We start from the raw sequence: 17901 nt of genomic DNA, 5'->3' as shown, positions 1-17901 counted from the left end.
CACACATGGCCGAGTCTTGGGACCTCTCGAGTCCGGCTTCGCGTCGGGAAGCGCTCCGGATGGTTGACGTAGATGATCCCGGCCCCTACCACGCGATGCTCCGAGAGATCTTCGACATCGAATGGGCGTGGCGCGAAGGCCCGGACGTGGGCGAGAGCGACGAGTACGAGCAGGTCTACGTGACGGCCTTTCTGCTGTTCCTCATCGGCGATCCCGCGGACTCACCGCGCCTGTACGGGGCGAAGTTCCGCACGGGCGACATGGACCTGGGCATCGGCTTCGACGCCCAGGCCATCTTCGGAGCGGGCCGGGGCGACACGCTTCAGTGGCTCTTGGAGAACGGATACGCCGACGAGCGCGCGCGTCTGTCTGAGTGGTTGTCGCAGTCGGAGGACCCGAAGATCGAAGACTGGGCTCGGCACGTACGCGATTATTTCTACTCACCGGAGGGCGTGTTGCTCCTGGATCCGCTCTAGACACGCCCTGGCCAGCAGGATCCGTCCGCTCTTGCCGCCGACGAAGTTCGCCGTCGGCGTGACGGACGGGATGGCGGCCGGCAGGCGACGTCAGGCAGGGTGAGCCGATGGATGCCGCGATTGTTCTCGTGCACAGCCCTTCGGTGGGTCCCCTGACGTGGGCGCCGGTGGCGACGAGGCTGAACGCCTCGGGTGCGGTCACTGTGGTTCCCTCGCTGCTCGGTGTGGCGGATGCCGGGCCGCCGTTCTGGCCGTCCGTCGCGGAGACCGTCGGCAGATCCATCGGCGAGTTGCCGTCGGACATCCCGGTGGTCCTGGTCGCGCACAGCAACGCCGGCCTCTTCGTCCCGGTCATCGTCGAGGCTTCCCGGCGTCCGGTGGCCGGCTGTCTGTTCGTCGACGCGGCGTTGCCCGCCCGCAGCGGGCCGACGGCGGTGGCGCCGCCTGAGTTCCTCGATTTCCTGCGGGCCAAGGCGACCGGTGGCCGGCTGCCGCAATGGACGGCGTGGTGGGACGAGTCCGATGTCGCGCCGATGTTCCCGGATCCGCAGACCCGGCGTGCTGTCTCGGCCGAGCAGCCGCGCCTGCCGTTGAGCTACTACGAGGAGAAGGTTCCCGTTCCGGACGGCTGGGACGACGCGGCATGTGGCTATCTGCTGTTCGGCCCGCCCTACGACCAGACCGCGCAGGACGCGCGGGACCGCGGCTGGGACGTCGACCAGGTGCCCGGGCTTCACCTGCATCAGCTCGTGGATCCGGACGCGGTGACCGCGTGCATAGTCGCCATGGTCGACGGGTGGTGTTCGCCGGCCGGCTGAGGATGCGCCACCGACCCGACGGCGGGAGCAGACGGTCAATCCCCGGTGGCACGCTCGGCCGCGGCGCGGTCGCTCGTCACGATGAGGTCGAGTAGCTCCCCGCCCAGCCCGGCCGGCGCCCGGACCCGACCGCCGCCGGTGGAGATCGCCTGCGGGCAGGATGCGTCGCCCAGCACCACCGAGACCCTGTCGAGGGCGATTCCGACCGCACCGGGCCTCTTCAGCTCGCATTCCTCACCCGCGGGCACGGGGTCGCGCAGCTCGACGAGGGCGCTTCGGATCCGGGTCAGCGTCTTGGCGTCCACGGCGGTGACCATGGGGCCCGCGTTCTCGCCGACGGCGGCGGTGATGCGGTCGGGCAGCACGAGGCCGCCGGAGGCCGGAGCCGCCGGCCCCGCGGGCCAGGTCACGCGCTCGAGCAGCTGCTCGCGACCGTTGGCGTCACCCGAGACGAAGATCCCCGTCGCCATTTCCTCCTCATCGAAGACGCGGTAGGTCCACTGGGACTGCCTGATGTCCTCCGTCACCTGGAGCAACCGCCCGTCCTTGACCACCAGCCGCTCGGGGTTGACGTATCGGGGAACGGCGTCCCGCACGAGAGCCATCCAGGCGCGACCTTCCGACGGGCACGCGGACCCGGGCTGCCGTGCCCGCGGGGAACCCTGCCGCTCGGCGAGGTAAACGGTGCGCGGCTCGGCGACGCAGGGGTCGAAGGTCGAGACCTCGCTGGTCCGCCATCCCTTCGGGACGGCCACCGACAGGCCACCCAGGCTCACCGTTCTCCCGGCGGCCCCGGCGGCGTCGGGTCGTTCCGGGGCCGCGATTCGGAGGGGCAGGACAACCACGGCCGCGACCGCAGCCGCGACCGCGACGGAACCGGCGGTTCCCCAGGCCCGGCGACGGCGCCGCACGCTGCGCCGCCCGAGGCTGACCAGCCGGGCGGCGGGATCGGTCTCGGTCGGCGTGACGGAGGCGGCTGCGCGGTCGAGCAGTTCGGTGACGTGGGTGGGATTCACGGCGTCTCCTTGGCAGATTCGACGAACAGACCGCTGGCGCGCAGCGCCGCCAGGGCACGGGACGTGCGGCTCTTGACCGTTCCCACCGCGACGCCGAGGGTCTGCGCCACCTCGGCCTCGGAGGCGTCGGCCCAGAACCGCAACACGAGCACCACCCGCTGGTCGGCGGGCAACCGGCGCGGACTGGCGAGCACCTGCACGCTGAGGTCCGACCGATCGGTGAAGCCACCGCGGGACGTGTCCGGCAGGTCCTCGGTCGGCACCTCGTCGCGCCAGCGCCGACGCCTGGCCCGCATCGCGGCACGGACCATCACCCGCCGGACGTACGCCTCCGGTCGTCCGTCCGGCGGGCCCAGCCGGTGCCACGACCGGTAGGCCGCGATCAGCCCCTCCTGGGCCAGGTCTTCGCCCAGCCGGCCGTCACCGGTCAGCAGCGCGCCGAAGCGGACGATCTCGCGGTACCGGCTGACGACGAAGTCCTCGTGGCCGGCGGGTTCCGCTCTGCGAAGCAAGCCCATACCTCATTAAGGGACCTGGACCTGCCGGATGGTTCCCCGGTCCGGCCCGGTCGCGACGATCGCCCCGGCGCACGCCGAGCCGGGAGAGGACGAGGGCGAGGAGCCCGGCGCCAAGGCGATCGAGCCGTGCTACCGCGAGCCGTTCTGCCCGTGGGTGACCGGCGCCGCCCGGACGCGAGCGAGCAGGTTCAACCCCAGGGCGTACGCGGCGGAGCCCACCAGCAGGGCGATGCCGGCGCCGCGCCCCCAGTCACCCACCGTCACGGGCGGCACGGCCCAGACATCCGTCGACAGTCCGGCGAGTGCGATCGCCGTGCCGGCCGCCATCGGTGGAACGGTCCACAGCAGCGCGTACGGCGCGTGGAACCGGTCGTCCTGCACCAGCCCCGCCAGTGTGGCGACGCACCAGCCGAGCAGGAGCAGGAGCACGAGCGGCCAGCGCGTCGCGGGTCGCCGCAGGCGCCTGTGCAGCACCGCGCCGAGGCCGACGCCGGCAGCGGCGTAGAGCGGGTAGGCGGCCACCTCGCACAGGAGGACCCGGACCAGGATCGGGTCGTCGAGTGCCGGGGTCGTGAAGAAGGCGCTGTCGAGAGCTCGGGCGAGCGGGTACGCGACCGCGACGGCCACCCCGGCCAGGAGCACCGCGAGCGGGACCGCCACCGCCAGCGCCCTCGCCTGTGCGTTCCGTCCGGCGAGGGCGACGCCGGCCAGCCACGCCAACGCCTGCCCGCAGAGGACGCCGGAGGTGTACCGGAAGATGCGCGTGGTGCGGAGCAACTCGTACTGCTGCGCGTCGCCCTGCGCGTCGTAGTTGATCCAGAAACCGTAGAACCAGCCATTGGACGGCATGGCCACGAGCACCAGCAGCGCCATCGCCGGCACCGACCAGACGACCGGGTGCGTCACGGTACGCCGGAGCGCTGGTGGAGAACCGCCTGCCGTCCCCGGGCGCATCCGTCAAGCTTGCCCGTCCCTGCGGCGGTCGGGCAAGGGGACGGCCGACGGTCGGGCGACTGTCGCGGAGCAGCGACGGATGCTCGACACTGGATCTTTCCGTCCCGACGAGGAGTTGCCATGACCGAGGTCGTCACCTACCGGCCCGAGCCGGCGGAGATGTCGTACACCTTCGGCGGCCGGGAGCCGGTCCTGCGCGTCCGGCCCGGCACCGTCGTGCAGCTGTACACCGAGGACTGCTACGGCGGCCGGGTGCGTGGAGTCGACGACCTGCCCTCACGGGTGTGCGAGTTCCCCTACCTCAATCCGGTGACCGGGCCGATCCACGTCGAGGGCGCCGAACCGGGGGACACGCTCGCGGTGCACGTGGTGGCCGTCGAACCGGCCCGGGACTGGGCGGTCTCCAGCACCTTTCCGCACTTCGGCGCGTTGACCGGCACGCACACCACGGCCATGCTGCACCCTCCGCTGGACGAGCTGGTCTGGATGTACGACGTCGACGTCACCGCCGGCACCGTGACGTACCGGGCCCGCCGCGGCGACTACACGGTGGCGCTGCCGCTGGACCCGATGCACGGGACCATGGGGGTGGCGCCGGCGGCGTTCGAGTCGCGGATGACGATCGTGCCGGACGCGCACGGCGGCAACATGGACTCGCCCGAGCTGCGGGCCGGCGTGACCGCGTACTTCGGGGTCAACGTGCCGGGCGCGCTGTTCGCGGTGGGTGACGGTCACTGCCGGCAGGGCCACGGCGAGGTGTGCGGCACCGGGGTCGAGGCGGCGATGAACACCACGCTGATTCTCGACCTGGTGAAGGGCGTGTCGACGCCGTGGCCCCGACTGGAGTCCGACGACGCGCTGATGAGCACCGGCTCGGCCCGGCCGCTGGAGGACGCGTACCGGATCAGCCAGCACGACCTGGTCACCTGGACGGCCGAGCTGATGGGGTTGGACCAGCTCGACGCGTACCAGCTGGTCAGCCAGGCCGGTGAAGCGCCGGTGGGCAACGTCTGCGACCCGAACTACACGATGCTGGCCCGGGTGGCCCGGCGCTACCTCGGCGGCGTGACCGCGTACGACGGCGCTCACGCGCGGCTGCGCGAGACGGGCCGGGCCCACCTGGCCCACCGTTGACTGTCGCCACTGCCGTAGGTGCCGAGCCGGGCGGGGTTTCCCCCGCCCCCCGGGCGCAGCGGACGCCGCGGGTTACGCCGTCGGTCTGGCGCCGTGCAGGATCTGGGCCAGCTCGGCCGGTCGGCTGAGCATCGGCCAGTGCCACGTCGGTAGTTCCTCGTACCGCCACGAGTCGCCGGTCATGTGCTGGCACAGCGGCACGGTGGCGGCCATCTGGCGTGCCTGCTCGACGGTGAAGCTCGACAGCACGCCGAGGCGGGGCAGCTTCTCCCACGCCCCGGTGAGCCGCACCGGGGTGGTGGCGGTCGCCCACGGTTGGGCCGTGGATCGCTCGGTGAGCAGCGCGACGACCGACTCGTCGACATCTGCCGCGGTCGCCGCCAGGTCGGCCCACGGCGGGGGCGGCAGTCGCCAGCCGTCGCCGTGCTCGGCCACCACCGCCGCGTTGCGTTCGCGTTCCGAGGGCGGGTTGAAGTCGTCGTTCGTGGCCCCGTCGGGCAGAGGGCCGGTGTCGACGAAGACCAGCTGGGCAATGCGGTCGGTCAGGCGATCGGCGGCGGCGGTCGTCACGACCGCGCCGGCGTAGCTGTGCCCGACGAGGACCACGTCGTGCAGGTCCTCGTAGCGCAGCAGGTTGACCACGTCGGTGACGTGGACCTCGAGGTCGGTGTCCGGGCGGGCCAGGTGGGCGCGCTCGCCCAGGCCGGTCAGGCTCAGCGGGTACACGTCATGGCCGTGCCCACGCAGGGCGTCGGCGACCGGACGCCAGGCCCACGCGCCGAGCCAGAATCCGGGAACCAGTACGAATGTCGTCATGCCTGACACGCTACGATCAATACTGGACAGGTTCCGCCCGGATTAGGAGTTCAAAAAAGTGGCCCGGCCCACTGCGCGTGTACTGGCGTTGCTGGAGATCCTCCAGGCCGGTGGCGGATTCACCGTCGCCGACCTGGCCGGGCGGCTGGGCGTCGACGAGCGCACGGTCCGTCGCTACGCCACGCACCTCGCCGACCTCGGCATCCCGGTCGAGGCCCGGCGCGGTCGCTACGGCGGGTACCGGCTCGCGCCCGGATACAAGCTGCCGCCACTCATGCTCACCGACGAGGAGGCCGTCGCCGTCATGCTCGGGCTCGTCGCCGCCACCCGGGCCGGGCTGGTCACCGCCGAGGGTGCGGCCGCCGAGAGCGCGACCGCGAAGATCCGCCGGGTGCTGCCGGCCGTCCTCGCCCGGCGCATCGATGCGCTGCTGGACACCGTGGACTTCACCGCACCGGTGCGCAGGTCCGCCCCGCCGGGTATCGAGGTGCTGCTGGTGCTCGCCGACGCGGCCCGACATCAGCAACCGGTGAGCATCACCTACACCACCTGGCGCGGCCGGTCCGGCGAGCGGCAGCTCGACCCGTACGGCCTGGTCTTCCACGCCGGCCGGTGGTACGTCACCGGACACGACCACCACCGCCGGGCCGTGCGGACGTTCCGGCTCGACCGGATCGGGACGGCCCGCCCCACCCAGGGCAGGTTCGACGTCCCGGCCGACTTCGATCCCACCAGGCAGGTCCTCGCCGGGCTGGCAGCCGTGCCGTACGCGCACGACGTCTCCGTGGTGCTGCACACCAGCCTGGAACAGGCGCGGCGACGGATCCCGCCGTCGGTCGGCACGCTCACCGAGGTCCCCGACGGGGTGCGCCTCACGACCCGGGCCGAACGGCTCGACGGTGCGGCGCAGATGCTCGCCGGGCTCGGCTGGCCGTTCACGATCGACCGACCGGACAAACTCAAGGACGAGATCCGCGCCCTGGCCGCCCGTCTGCTCGACGATGCCGGCACCGGACCGTGAATCACCCTGCCGGCCGGCGGTGCGGCGACGACGAGCCGTCGCGCGGCGGGCGATCAGGGGCGAAGGACCCGGCTTGTCCGGGCCGCCCGCCCCCGGCGGGGACGCCGGTGCGGCGGCGACGATCGGGGTACGGCCGGACGACGCGACCGGCGCCGACGATCGGAGTGATCCGTATGACCGCCGTGATCGCCACGAGTCCCCGACCGGCCCCGGCCGCGCACCCGGAGGATGGGACGGCCGGCACGTCCGCACCGGCCATCGAGACCCTCGTCGACAACGGACTCCGGGCCCTTGACGACTACGCCGCCTTCGACCAGGAACAGGTCGACCGGATCGTGGCGAAGGCCTCGGTGGCGGCGCTGAGCCGGCACGCCGAGCTGGCCCGCGCGGCGGTGGCCGAGACCGGCCGCGGCGTCTTCGAGGACAAGGCCGTCAAGAACATCTTCGCCTGCGAGCACGTCACCAACCACATGGCGGGCCTGAGGACGGTCGGGGTCGTCTCCCGGGACGAGATCAACGGCATCGTCGAGATCGCCGAACCGGTGGGCGTGGTCTGCGCTGTCACTCCGGTCACCAACCCCACGTCGACGACCATCTTCAAGGCGCTGCTGGGCCTGAAGACCCGCAATCCGATGATCTTCGCCTTCCATCCGGCCGCCCAGCGGTGCAGCGCCGAGGCGGCCCGGGTGGTCCGGGACGCGGCCGTCGCCGCCGGAGCGCCCGAGCACTGCATCCAGTGGATCGAGCAGCCCTCCGTCGAGGCCACCGGCGCGCTGATGAAGCACCCCGGGGTGTCGACCATCCTGGCCACCGGCGGCAACGGCATGGTGCGGGCGGCGTACTCGTCCGGAAAGCCGGCCCTCGGTGTGGGCGCCGGCAACGTGCCGGCGTACATCCACCGCGCCGCCAAGCTGCGCCGGGCGGCGCACGACATCGTGCTGTCGAAGTCGTTCGACAACGGCATGATCTGCGCCTCCGAGCAGGCGGTGATCATCGACGCCGAGGTCTACCCCGCGGTGCTGGCCGAGCTCCAACGGCTGCACGCCCACGTGGCCACGCCCGACGAGAAGCACCGGATCGAGGAGCTGATCTTCGGTGCCTCCAGCGGCGGCGTCGACTGCGCCGGCGGCCGGCTCAACCCGCAGGTCGTCGGCCAGAGCGCACGCTGGATCGCCGAGCGCGCCGGCGTGACCGTGCCGGCCGACACGTCGGTGATCCTGGTCGAGGTGGACCACGTCGGCCCGACCGAGCCGCTGACTCGGGAGAAGCTCTGCCCGGTCCTGGCGGTGCTGCGCGCCGAGTCGACCGAGGACGGCATCCGGTACGCCGAGCAGATGGTCGAGCTGAACGGCCTCGGTCACAGCGCGGTCATCCACACCGAGGACGAGCGGCTCGTCGAGGAGTACGGCCGGCGGGTCAAGGCGGTGCGCGTCATCTGGAACGCTCCCGCGTCGCAGGGCGGCATCGGCGACATGTACAACGCGTTCCTGCCGTCGTTGACGTTGGGCTGCGGCAGCTACGGACGCAACTCGGTGTCGAACAACGTCTCCGCGGTCGACCTGCTCAACATCAAGCGGATCGGCCGCCGGACCAACAACCTCCAGTGGTTCAAGGTCCCGCCGAAGATCTACTTCGAGCCGAACGCGGTCCGCTACCTGGCCGACATGCCCGACGTGCACCGCGTCACAGTGGTCACCGACCACACCATGACCCGACTGGGCTACGTCGACCGGCTGATCACCGTCCTGCAACGGCGGCCCGACCGGGTGGCCCTGCAGATCATCGACGACGTCGAACCGGAGCCGAGCGTCGGCACGGTGGACCGGGGCGCCGAGCTGATGCGGTCCTTCCGACCCGACACCATCATCGCGTTGGGCGGCGGCTCGGCCATGGACGCCGCGAAGGTGATGTGGCTGCGCTACGAGCACCCGGAGGTCGTCTTCGCCGACATGCGGGAGAAGTTCTTCGACATCCGCAAGCGAGCGTTCAAGTTCCCGACGCTGGGGGAGCGGGCCCGTCTGGTCTGCATCCCCACCACCTCCGGCACCGGCGCCGAGGTGACCCCGTTCGCGGTCATCACCGACACCGCCACCGGCAAAAAGTTCCCCCTCGCCGACTACGCCCTGACGCCGAGCGTGGCCATCGTCGACCCGGTGCTCGCCGCCGACCTGCCACCCACCATCACCGCGGACAGCGGCTTCGACGCGCTGACCCACGCCACCGAGTCGTACGTCTCGGTCTACGCCAACGACTTCACCGACGGCCTCGCGTTGCAGGCCGTCAAGCTGATCTTCACCTACCTGGAGCGGGCGGTACGCGACGGCGCGGCCGACGCCGAGGCCCGGGAGAAGATGCACAACGCGGGCACCATCGCCGGCATGGCCTTCGGCAGCGCCTTCCTCGGCATCGTGCACGCCATGTCGCACACGCTGGGCGCCACCTTCCACGTGGCGCACGGACGCACCAACGCGATCCTGATGCCGCACGTCATCCGCTACAACGGCACGACACCGGCCAAGCTGACCGGATGGCCCAGGTACGAGCACTACCGGGCGCCGGAGCGGTTCCAGGACATCGCCCGGATGCTGGGCCTGCCGGCGGCCACCCCGGCCGAGGCCGTCGAGTCGTACGCCGCCGCGGTGGAGAAGTTGCGCGACGCGGTCGGCATCGAGCCGTCCTTCCAGGCGGTCGGCGTCGACGAGGACGCCTTCCTGGCGGCGCTGCCGCAGCAGGCGCTCAACGCCTACGAGGACCAGTGCGCCCCGGCCAACCCGCGGATGCCGATGCTCGACGACATGCAGGCACTCATGCGGGCCGCGTACTACGGCAAGGGGTGACTGTCGACGACGTCCCGCCGACGGGCGGGCCGGATGGTCGACGGGGGATGACGCCGCGGGCCCGCCGGCGTCATCCCCTCGTCGTCCGGCGCGTGGTCGACCGGAGTCGGGTCGTGTCATGCTGCACGGGGCGTGACAGGAGGACGAGATGGCAACCGGTCAAGCCGTACAGGTGCGTCCCCGGCGGCGGTCGCTGCGACCGCTGGCGTCCGGGGCGACGCTGGTCGCGATTCTCCTCCTGCTGTTCGGGATGCCGTGGTGGACGTTGACGGTGTCGGCGCGCTGGCCGGCGCCGCTGGTGGCGGCCGGCTCGGCGGTGTTCGCGGTCGCGTTGTGCGCGTTCCCCGCCCTGATGTATCTCGGGCACGGCCGGCGGCGGTCCGACGCGGCGGCCCGCGCCGGGGACGTTCTCCTCGGTCTGGTCTGGATCCTGTTCGTCTGGGCGTTGCTCGGCAACGTGGTCCGGTTCGCGTTGGCCGTGGCGGGCGTCGCCGACCCGGTCCGGTCCCGGGCCGTGGCGGTCGGCGTCGCGGTGGTCGCGGTCGCGCTGGCGGGCTGGGGGTACGCCGAGGCGATGCGCGTGCCCCGGGTCCGGCGGGTCGACGTCACCGTCGACCGGCTCGGTGCCGGTCTCGACGGGGTCCGGGTGGTGCTGCTGACCGACACCCACTACGGCCCGATCGACCGGGCCCGCTGGTCGGCGCGCACCATCGAGGCCGTCAACGGCTTGGACGCCGACATCGTCTGCCATACCGGCGACATCGCCGACGGCACTGTCGATCAGCGCCGGGCGCAGGCCGCGCCGCTCGGTGCCGTCCGGGCCGGGCTTCTGCGGGCGTACGTGACGGGCAATCACGAGTACTACGGCGAGGCGCAGGGCTGGGTGGACCACATGCGGACCCTCGGCTGGGAGCCCATGCACAACCGGCACCTCGTGGTGGAGCGGGACGGCGCCCGGCTGATCGTCGCCGGGGTGGACGACGTGACCGCCGCCTCGTCCGGCGTCGCCGGTCACCGGGCCGACCACGCCGCGGCGCTCGCCGGCGCCGACCCGCGGCTACCTGTGCTGCTGCTGGCTCATCAGCCGAAGCAGATCGGTGCGGCGGTGGCGGCCGGTGTCGATCTGCAACTGTCCGGGCACACCCACGGCGGCCAGATGTGGCCGTTCCACTATCTGGTCCGCCTCGACCAGCCGGTGGTGCAGGGCCTGAGCCGGCACGGCCGGACCCAGCTCTACACGAGTCGGGGCACCGGTTTCTGGGGACCGCCGTTCCGGATCTTCGCACCGAGCGAGATCACGCTGCTCACCCTGCGGGCGGAACAGCGCCGACCGGACGAGCCGTCCTGACATCTTCCCGGCCTGCCATCGCAGCGGCCGGGGTCAGCCCGAGGTTGCCGAGTTCTGCCACGCCGCGCGCGGCTTCGACGCCGCCGGCGAGCACCAGCGTTCTCGCGGACTGGTAGCGGCAGCCGGCGGCATCGAACGCGTCGGCCACGGCGAGCAGCGTCCGCTGATCGCCGTCGAGCAGGGCTTCGGCCCGTCGCACCATGGCCTCGGCGACGGTATTGCCCGCGACCACGATCCGGGCCTCGGTCAGGTGCACACGGGCACCGGGGCTCCCGGCGAGCACCGCGGCCTCGGCGCGCAGCGCGACATACCAGTGGAGCCAGACCCAGGTCACCGACTTCCACACCTCGCCGGGCTCGGGCGCCATCCGGGCCAGCGCCTCCGGAGCCTGCCCCCGGTGCAGCAGGAGGATCGCGTCGAAGACCGCGCCGTAGCCGTAGATCTGCTCCGGCGAGGTGCCGAGCTGACCCTGGACCTCGGTCCAGACGCGCCGGGCCGCCGGGTCGGCGCGGAGGCCGTGGATCATCGCGACGCCTGCTGCCGCGCGGCCAGGCCGATCAGGGTGCGGTGGCGCATAGCGGCTCCCGGCCATGCATCGATGGGCGACGTTGTTGTCCGGCCATTCTTCGGGAGCTGTCCCGGGTGGTCAATGGGCCGGTGGCCCCGTCCCGAGCGCTGACCGCGCCTGCCGTCCGTCCATCCAACCGGAGGGCGTACGCGCCGGGGCTGACTGCTGATCACTCCGGCTGCACCGAGCTGTGCCGTGCCCGAGGCCGACCAGATGCGGCCCACCTCGGCGCTCTCGACGAGAACGGCGTCGAGCACGTTGGGCGGTGGATGCTCCGGTGGCGGTCATACGCGCCGCTTGACTTGAGAACTCTGATTCATGAATAATGGATCGTAGTTTGAAGGGGAGTACCCATCCCGCACCGGACGCGTCGGCCGTCAGGACGAGCCCACCGACGGGCTCCGGCCACGCGAGCCGTCCGCTGTCGCCGGACGGCCAGGGGAGACCTTCGCCCGCACGCCGGCGCACCGCCGGCCCGGTCGAAGGGAGCGCTCGTCGTGTCCGTGCCGTTGTGGGCCTGGCTGGCCCTGTGTCTGGTGATCGCCGCCATGCTGGCCGTCGATCTGTTCCTGCACCGCGACAACCACGTCATCGGCTTCCGCGAGGCCGCGATCTGGTCGGCGGTCTGGATCGCCGCCGGTCTGGCGTTCGGTGTCGTGCTGTGGCTGTGGCAGGGCGACGAGGCCGCAGGCGCCTACTACGCCGGCTACCTGATCGAGAAGGCGCTGTCGGTGGACAACGTCTTCGTCTTCGCCCTGATCTTCAGCTACTTCGCCGTCCCGGCCGCATACCAGCACAAGGTGCTGTTCTGGGGCGTCGTCGGCGCGCTGCTGTTCCGGCTCGGGTTCATCTTCGTCGGCGCCGAACTCCTGGAGACGTTCTTCTGGACCGCGTACGTGTTCGGCGTGTTCCTCGTCTACACCGGCTGGAAGATGGCCTTCCGGCACGACGCCGAGACACACCCCGACCGGAACCTGGTCGTCCGCCTGGTGCGTCGGGTCATCCCCACCGACGCCCGCTACCACGGTGACAAACTCTTCGCCCGGGTCGACGGCCGGCGGGTCGCGACGCTGCTGTTCGTCGTCCTCGTCGCGGTGGAGGCGACGGATCTGATCTTCGCGATCGACTCCGTGGCCGCGATCCTGGCCATCACCACCAGCACGTTCATCGTCTGGACCGCAAACGCCTTCGCCGTGCTCGGCCTGCGCAGCCTCTACTTCTGCCTCGCCGGTCTGCTCCGCCGGTTCGTGCACCTGCACTACGGTCTGGCGTTCCTGCTCGCCTTCGCCGGGGTGAAGCTCATCCTCTCCGAGACCCCGGTCGGCAAGCTGCCCGTTCCGCTGACCCTCGGCGTCATCGTCGGCACACTCGCCCTCTCCGTCGGCTGGAGCCTCGCCAGCACCCGCCGGAGCGCCGAACGGCCCGCCGCGCGCTGACCGACGCCGTCGCCGATTCGGCCGCGTCACCGGCACGGGCGGCGGGGCGCGCCGACTCCCGGCGCGCCCCGCCGCCCCGCGGATCAGGCCAGGTCGGCCCACCGGGCGTACATGCGCAGGTCCCGGGTGGTGCGCCGACTCAGCTCGGCAGGCACCGCGTCGCCCCAGCTGGACGCCGAGGCGGCCGCCTTCGCCAGTTGCTTGGCGGCCGCGTCGACCGCCTGGGCGGGCATCCCGTCGGCCAACAGCCGCTCGGCCACGACCAGCCGCGCCCGGACCGCGGCGGTGGTCGCCGCCGGGGCGCAGGCGGTGGCCCGCTTCAACGTGGTCCGCAGGGCCGCGACGCCGGCGCGGGCGGCCTTGCGGTAGTCGGCGTGCGGCACCACCGAGCGGGTCCGGAACGTCCCCTCGCGCAGCGCCTCCTGCTGGCGGGCGTTGAGCTGGTTGTACGCGAACAGCGCCGCGCCGTCGGAGTCGGCGTCGTTCACCGCCTGCACCTGGTCGAGCATCAGGTCCGGTGACGTGCCCCGCAGCGGTCCGTAGGTGGCGGTGTAGAGCGGCACGTCCCCGACCCGCTCGCGCATGACGGCGGTGTCGTGGCCGACGGAGTCGGCCGAGGTGCCGAACGACATCCCGGTGAGGAAGTCGAGCGTGCCGGCGTCGACCCAGGCGCCCCAGTTCTGGAACTTCTTGGCCAGGCCGTCGGTCGGGTCGGCGAAGACGGCGGCGGAGAGCTGCCGGTCGGCGGCGACACGCCGCTGCATCGTGCGGACCTGGTCGACGAACGTGGTGATCTGCTTCTCCCGCCAGGCGTTCCAGGTCGGCCACTGCGGCGAGTCGGGCGTCAGGGTGTACGGGTCGACGCCGTGCTCGGCGGCGAACGTGGTGCGGCTGTACGCGGAGTAGGAGAAGTCCGCGCCGTAGGGCAGCGAGACCGGGTAGCGGATGTAGTCCAGGTGCAGCCCGTCGACGGCGTAGCCGCGCAGGATCTCCTCGAAGGTCGCGAGCACGTGGGTGCGCACGGCCGGCACGGCGGCGTCCATCCAGTAGTAGCCGGGTTCCATCCGGGAGGGCTGCGGACCGGCCTTGCCGACGTCCTCACGTTCCACCGCGGCCCAGCCCGGGTGGGCGGTCAGCACCGGACCGCCGCCGCTCTCCACGCCCACGAAGAAGGTGTGGGTCCAGGCGTGCAGCTCGATGCCCCGGGAGTGCGCCTCGTCGATCCAGACCTTCAGCGGGTCGAACCCGCGCATCTCGGGCCGCTGCGCCGGCATGCCGGCCCGCTCGGCCACAGCGCTCGGGTAGATGGTGTATCCGCCCCACACGGTCTCCAGGAACACCATGTTGAAGCCGGCGGCGGAGATCCGGTCCAGCGAGGCGCGGATCTGCTCGGGGCTGGTCTCGATGGGGCGTACCCAGAGGCCACGGCCCTCGACGGGCCGGGACTCCCGGCTGCGGTAGCCGGCCACGTCGGCGCGGCGGGTGGCGTCGCGGGCCAGTTCCGCGGCGCGTTCCGGCTCGCTGTCGGCCGCGGCCCGGGCCTGGGTGAGCAGTTCCGTGGCCTCGGCGAGGGCGGCGTCCACGGCGGCCGGGTCGATGTCCAGGCAGCTGGCCACCGCGGCGGTCTTCCCGGCGCGGGCGGCGGTCACGGCGCGTTCGGCGCCGAGCAGGAAGCTCTGCGCGTCGACTTCCACCGTGACGGCGGCGCCGTCGACGGTGACCTTCGCGCCGAGCGGGGCGTTGCCCTCCAGCCAGGAGCCGCGTGAGCCGTGCCCGGAGAGCACGAACCCGCCGGCCGGGATGGCGCTGTCGCCACCCTGCCGGGAGACGACCCGCCCGTCGCGGACGCCGATCTCGAACCCGTAGTCGTTGGTGCCGGTGCGTTCCCGGCCGGCCGCGGGGGTGTAGGCGACGAGCTGCTCGGCGCCCCGGCACCCGGGGAAGCACTCGCCCTTGGCCGGGTCCACCCCGGGCGGGTTGGTGGCGGCGGTCGGGTCGGTGGCGTCGAGGGTGGCGGTGGCGCGCCGGATCAGCAGGTTGCGCAGCTGCACCCGGTCGCCGGCGTGCAGGTGCTCGCGCAGCCACCGGCGGTCGTCGACGCCGCCGGCCTCCGGCGGGGAGGCGGAGAGCACCGCCCCGTCGGCCGGGATGGCGTTGTTGCCCGGCTTCGGGCAGGAGTCGAGGGCGGTGCAGACGCTGAGCACGTCGTACGCCCCGCCGCCGACGGCGCGCAGCACCGCCTCGCCGCCGAACGCGTTGGTCTTGGTCTCGGCGCCGGAGTCCGGGGTGTAGAGGGCGAGGACGCCGGCCGCCCGGGAGGACGGGTCGAGGGCGTCGATGGTGGCGGTGGCGCCGTCGGCGGCGACGGCGGTCGGCAGGCCCGGATCGGCGGCGGCTGCGCGCTGGGCGGCCGCCGGAGCGGCCAGCAGACCGAGCAGGACCGCGCCGGCGGCCGCGGAGACGGCGGTCCGTCGCAGGGGTGTGGGGGATGGCATACGGCCCATCGTTGGCGCACTGGTACGGACAAGTCAAGGGTTCTCGTCGATGTCGATTCCGGATGTCCGGTGAGAAAATAGAGCTGAGGCTTGACCTGACGGCGATCATGAGCCAAGCTCTGGCGAACTGGTCCGTACCACTTCACCCCCCCTTGCATGGAGGACCCTCATGAGGCGTACCCGCGCCTTCGCGGCGGCCGCACTGGCCGCCGCGCTCTTCCTCAGCGGCTGCGGCCTGTCCAGCGGCGACGACGCCGGCTCGTCCGGCTCCGACGACAAGATCAGCGGCGAGGTGAAGGGTGAGATCACCTTCGCCACCCTCGCGCTCAAGCCCACCTTCGACGACTACATCAACGGCCTGATCGCCGACTTCCAGAAGCAGCACCCGGGCACCACCGTCAAGTGGGTCGACCTGCCGTTCCAGGGCGCGCAGGAGAAGATCACCAACGACGCGCAGGCCGGCACCCTGCCCGACGTGGTCAACCTGAACCCCAACTTCGCCCAGAAGCTGGAGAAGCAGGGCGTCTTCGTGGACATGGAGACCAACGCCGGCGACGTGAAGGACACCTTCGTGCCCGGCGCGTGGGACGCCTTCAAGGTCCCCGGCCAGCCTGGCTCGTACGGCCTGCCGTGGTACCTGACCAGCGAGGTCACCATGTACAACAAGGACCTCTACGCCAAGGCCGGGCTGAGCGCCGACACCCCGCCGAAGACCATCGACGAGCTGCTGACCCAGGCCGAGAAGCTCTCCGCCGGCGGCAAGGGCCGCTTCTACGGCTGGCACCCGGCACTGGAGAACAGCTTCGTGCCCAACCTGGCGAAGCTCGGCGTGCCGCTGCTCAACGACGACGCCACCAAGTGGACGTTCAACACCCCCGACGCCGTGCAGTACGTGACCCGGGTGCGCGATCTCTACACCAGCAAGGCCATCGCGCCCGACTGGCTGACGCAGGACCACGCCAAGGAGACCGAGGCGTACTCCGCCGGGCGGGTCGCGCTGTTCCCCTCCGGGCCCAACTTCCTCAAGGTGGTCGGCCAGAACGCCCCCGCCGTCGCCAAGGCAACCGCGGTCGCCCCCCAGATCGCCAGCGCCGACGGCACCACGAACATGTCGGTGATGGGCCTGCTCGTGCCGAAGAAGAGCAAGAACCCGGCGACCGCGCTGGAGTTCGCGAAGTTCGTCAGCAACGCGCAGAACCAGCTCGCCTTCGCCAAGATCGTGACGATCCTGCCGTCCACCGCGGACTCGTTGAAGGACCCCTACTTCACCCAGGTGGACCCGGCCGACCCCACCTCGCCGGCCCGCAAGATCTCCGCCGAGCAGATCGCCAAGGCCGAGAACCTCACCCCGGTGCAGTGGGACGACCGCACCAAGGCGGCGGTGATCGGGAAGATCCAGCTCGCCGTCAAGGGCGACCTCGACCCGAAGGCCGCCCTGGACCAGGCCGTGGACGAGGCCAACAAGCTGCTCGCCCGCTGACCGCGTCCGGCGCCGCCCGGTCCCGCGCCGGGCGGCGCCACCACCTCGACGACAGGAGCTCACCGACGTGATCGGCCGTCGCTGGTTCGTACCCTGGCTCTTCCTGGCCCCGGCGCTGCTCGTCACCGCGCTGATGACCTGGGGACCGCTCGCCAACACCGGCGTGCTGGCGTTCACCGACGCGCAGGCGCTCGGCGGCGGCCAGTTCACCGGACTGGACAACTTCAGCCGCCTCGCCGACGACACCGAGTTCTTCCGGGCGCTCGGCAACACCGCGCTCTACCTGGTCGTCGTGGTGCCCGCGCTGGTGCTGCTGCCGTTGCTGCTCGCCCAGCTGGTGCACGCCAAGCTGCCCGGCATCGGCGCGTTCCGGGCGGTGTTCTACACCCCGGTCATCGCCTCGATGGTCGTGGTCGGGCTGATCTGGAGCTGGCTGCTCTCCTCCGACGGCATGGTCAACGCCGTACTGGTGAAGTTGCGGGTGATCGCCGAGCCGCTGCCTTTCCTCACCGACGCCACCCTGCTGCTGTTCTCCTGCATGCTGGTCACGGTCTGGAAGGGCCTCGGCTACTACATGGTCATCTATTTGGCCGCGCTCTCCAACGTGCCGAACGAGCTGTACGAGGCCGCCCGGGTCGACGGCGCCGGCGCGGTCCGCCGGTTCCGCTCGGTCACCGTGCCCACCGTCCGCCCCACCATGCTGCTGGTCGGCACGCTCGCCGCGATCTCCGCGACCAAGGTCTTCGCCGAGATCTACGTGATGTCCTCCGGCACCGCCGGACCCGGTGGACAGGCGAAGTCGATCGTCTACTACATCCGCGAGGTCGGCCTCGGCGTCGACGGCGAGATCGGGTACGCCTCCGCGATGAGCCTGACGCTCTTCGTCGGCACGCTCGGCCTCTCCGTCCTGGCGCTCGTGCTGCGCCGGCGCGGCGAGAGGGCCGAGGCATGAGCGAGCGCACCGAGCGAAGCGAGGGCCGTGAG

Annotated in this window: 15 protein-coding genes; 9 read left to right on the top strand and 6 right to left on the bottom strand. The window is 71.9% G+C overall.

The genetic code is table 11. The features are described from left to right. The first annotated feature begins 5 nt into the window (after positions 1–5). Positions 6–476 (top strand): hypothetical protein, encoded by a 471-nt coding sequence (locus O7598_RS20550; protein WP_269692954.1) that lies wholly within the window; start codon positions 6–8, stop codon positions 474–476. 167 nt (positions 477–643) lie between these two features. Next, positions 644–1294: an alpha/beta hydrolase gene (locus tag O7598_RS20545; RefSeq protein WP_269692953.1), complete on the top strand. Its 651-nt coding sequence runs from the start codon at positions 644–646 to the stop codon at positions 1292–1294. Positions 1295–1329: 35 nt separating this feature from the next. Here O7598_RS20545 and O7598_RS20540 read toward each other — a convergent pair whose 3' ends face one another. The 3 genes from O7598_RS20540 to O7598_RS20530 form a co-directional block, all read right to left on the bottom strand. Further along, positions 1330–2310, bottom strand: a complete 981-nt coding sequence (locus O7598_RS20540) for a hypothetical protein (RefSeq protein WP_269692952.1) — start codon at positions 2308–2310, stop codon at positions 1330–1332. After that, positions 2307–2822: a SigE family RNA polymerase sigma factor gene (locus tag O7598_RS20535; RefSeq protein WP_269692951.1), complete on the bottom strand. Its 516-nt coding sequence runs from the start codon at positions 2820–2822 to the stop codon at positions 2307–2309. Before O7598_RS20535 ends, O7598_RS20540 begins: the two co-directional genes overlap by 4 nt. Positions 2823–2957: 135 nt before the next feature. Beyond that, positions 2958–3734, bottom strand: coding sequence for a hypothetical protein (locus tag O7598_RS20530; RefSeq protein ID WP_269692950.1), 777 nt, complete (start codon positions 3732–3734; stop codon positions 2958–2960). Between the two features lie 168 nt (positions 3735–3902). Between O7598_RS20530 and O7598_RS20525 the strand changes: the two genes are divergently transcribed. Beyond that, positions 3903–4916 (top strand): acetamidase/formamidase family protein, encoded by a 1014-nt coding sequence (locus O7598_RS20525; RefSeq protein ID WP_269692949.1) that lies wholly within the window; start codon positions 3903–3905, stop codon positions 4914–4916. Positions 4917–4988: 72 nt separating this feature from the next. On the opposite strand, the gene O7598_RS20520 is transcribed toward O7598_RS20525, so the two are convergent. Then, positions 4989–5732 (bottom strand): alpha/beta fold hydrolase, encoded by a 744-nt coding sequence (locus O7598_RS20520; RefSeq protein WP_269692948.1) that lies wholly within the window; start codon positions 5730–5732, stop codon positions 4989–4991. A gap of 58 nt (positions 5733–5790) precedes the next feature. Between O7598_RS20520 and O7598_RS20515 the strand changes: the two genes are divergently transcribed. The 3 genes from O7598_RS20515 to O7598_RS20505 all read left to right on the top strand — a co-directional run bounded on the left by O7598_RS20515 (position 5791) and on the right by O7598_RS20505 (position 10938). Then, complete coding sequence (locus O7598_RS20515) at positions 5791–6753, top strand: helix-turn-helix transcriptional regulator (RefSeq protein WP_269692947.1); 963 nt, start codon at positions 5791–5793, stop codon at positions 6751–6753. A gap of 173 nt (positions 6754–6926) precedes the next feature. Further along, a complete protein-coding gene (gene adhE / locus O7598_RS20510; RefSeq protein ID WP_269692946.1) occupies positions 6927–9590 on the top strand; it encodes a bifunctional acetaldehyde-CoA/alcohol dehydrogenase in 2664 nt (887 codons plus the stop codon). Between the two features lie 148 nt (positions 9591–9738). Beyond that, positions 9739–10938 (top strand): metallophosphoesterase, encoded by a 1200-nt coding sequence (locus O7598_RS20505; RefSeq protein ID WP_269692945.1) that lies wholly within the window; start codon positions 9739–9741, stop codon positions 10936–10938. Here O7598_RS20505 and O7598_RS20500 read toward each other — a convergent pair. Continuing rightward, positions 10895–11464 (bottom strand): hypothetical protein, encoded by a 570-nt coding sequence (locus O7598_RS20500; protein WP_269692944.1) that lies wholly within the window; start codon positions 11462–11464, stop codon positions 10895–10897. The genes O7598_RS20505 and O7598_RS20500 overlap by 44 nt on opposite strands. Before the next feature lie 539 nt (positions 11465–12003). Here O7598_RS20500 and O7598_RS20495 point away from each other — a divergent pair. Beyond that, a complete protein-coding gene (locus tag O7598_RS20495; protein WP_269692943.1) occupies positions 12004–12942 on the top strand; it encodes a TerC family protein in 939 nt (312 codons plus the stop codon). A gap of 83 nt (positions 12943–13025) precedes the next feature. Here O7598_RS20495 and O7598_RS20490 read toward each other — a convergent pair whose 3' ends face one another. Next, complete coding sequence (locus O7598_RS20490; RefSeq protein WP_269692942.1) at positions 13026–15437, bottom strand: glycoside hydrolase family 10 protein; 2412 nt, start codon at positions 15435–15437, stop codon at positions 13026–13028. A 169-nt stretch (positions 15438–15606) separates the two neighbouring features. Between O7598_RS20490 and O7598_RS20485 the strand changes: the two genes are divergently transcribed. Both O7598_RS20485 and O7598_RS20480 read left to right on the top strand, forming a co-directional pair. Beyond that, positions 15607–16917, top strand: a complete 1311-nt coding sequence (locus O7598_RS20485; RefSeq protein WP_269692941.1) for an ABC transporter substrate-binding protein — start codon at positions 15607–15609, stop codon at positions 16915–16917. Positions 16918–16984: 67 nt separating this feature from the next. After that, positions 16985–17869 carry a carbohydrate ABC transporter permease gene (locus O7598_RS20480; RefSeq protein ID WP_269692940.1) on the top strand — a complete coding sequence of 295 codons (885 nt, stop codon included), beginning with the start codon at positions 16985–16987 and terminating at the stop codon, positions 17867–17869. Positions 17870–17901 lie beyond the last annotated feature (32 nt).

Source organism: Micromonospora sp. WMMC241, from assembly GCF_027460165.1.
Lineage (GTDB): Bacteria > Actinomycetota > Actinomycetes > Mycobacteriales > Micromonosporaceae > Micromonospora > Micromonospora humi.
The sequence above is the reverse complement of the archived record's forward strand: the minus strand, read 5'-3'. Positions and strand labels throughout refer to the sequence as shown.

Bases quoted from the DNA above. Each gene is read 5' to 3' on its own strand.
- O7598_RS20500 (WP_269692944.1), bottom strand. From the start codon at position 11,464: ATGATCCACGGCCTCCGCGCCGACCCGGCGGCCCGGCGCGTCTGGACC.
- O7598_RS20505 (WP_269692945.1), top strand. From the start codon at position 9,739: ATGGCAACCGGTCAAGCCGTACAGGTGCGTCCCCGGCGGCGGTCGCTG.
- adhE (WP_269692946.1), top strand. From the start codon at position 6,927: ATGACCGCCGTGATCGCCACGAGTCCCCGACCGGCCCCGGCCGCGCAC.
- O7598_RS20485 (WP_269692941.1), top strand. From the start codon at position 15,607: ATGAGGCGTACCCGCGCCTTCGCGGCGGCCGCACTGGCCGCCGCGCTC.
- O7598_RS20520 (WP_269692948.1), bottom strand. From the start codon at position 5,732: ATGACGACATTCGTACTGGTTCCCGGATTCTGGCTCGGCGCGTGGGCC.
- O7598_RS20490 (WP_269692942.1), bottom strand. From the start codon at position 15,437: ATGCCATCCCCCACACCCCTGCGACGGACCGCCGTCTCCGCGGCCGCC.
- O7598_RS20525 (WP_269692949.1), top strand. From the start codon at position 3,903: ATGACCGAGGTCGTCACCTACCGGCCCGAGCCGGCGGAGATGTCGTAC.
- O7598_RS20550 (WP_269692954.1), top strand. From the start codon at position 6: ATGGCCGAGTCTTGGGACCTCTCGAGTCCGGCTTCGCGTCGGGAAGCG.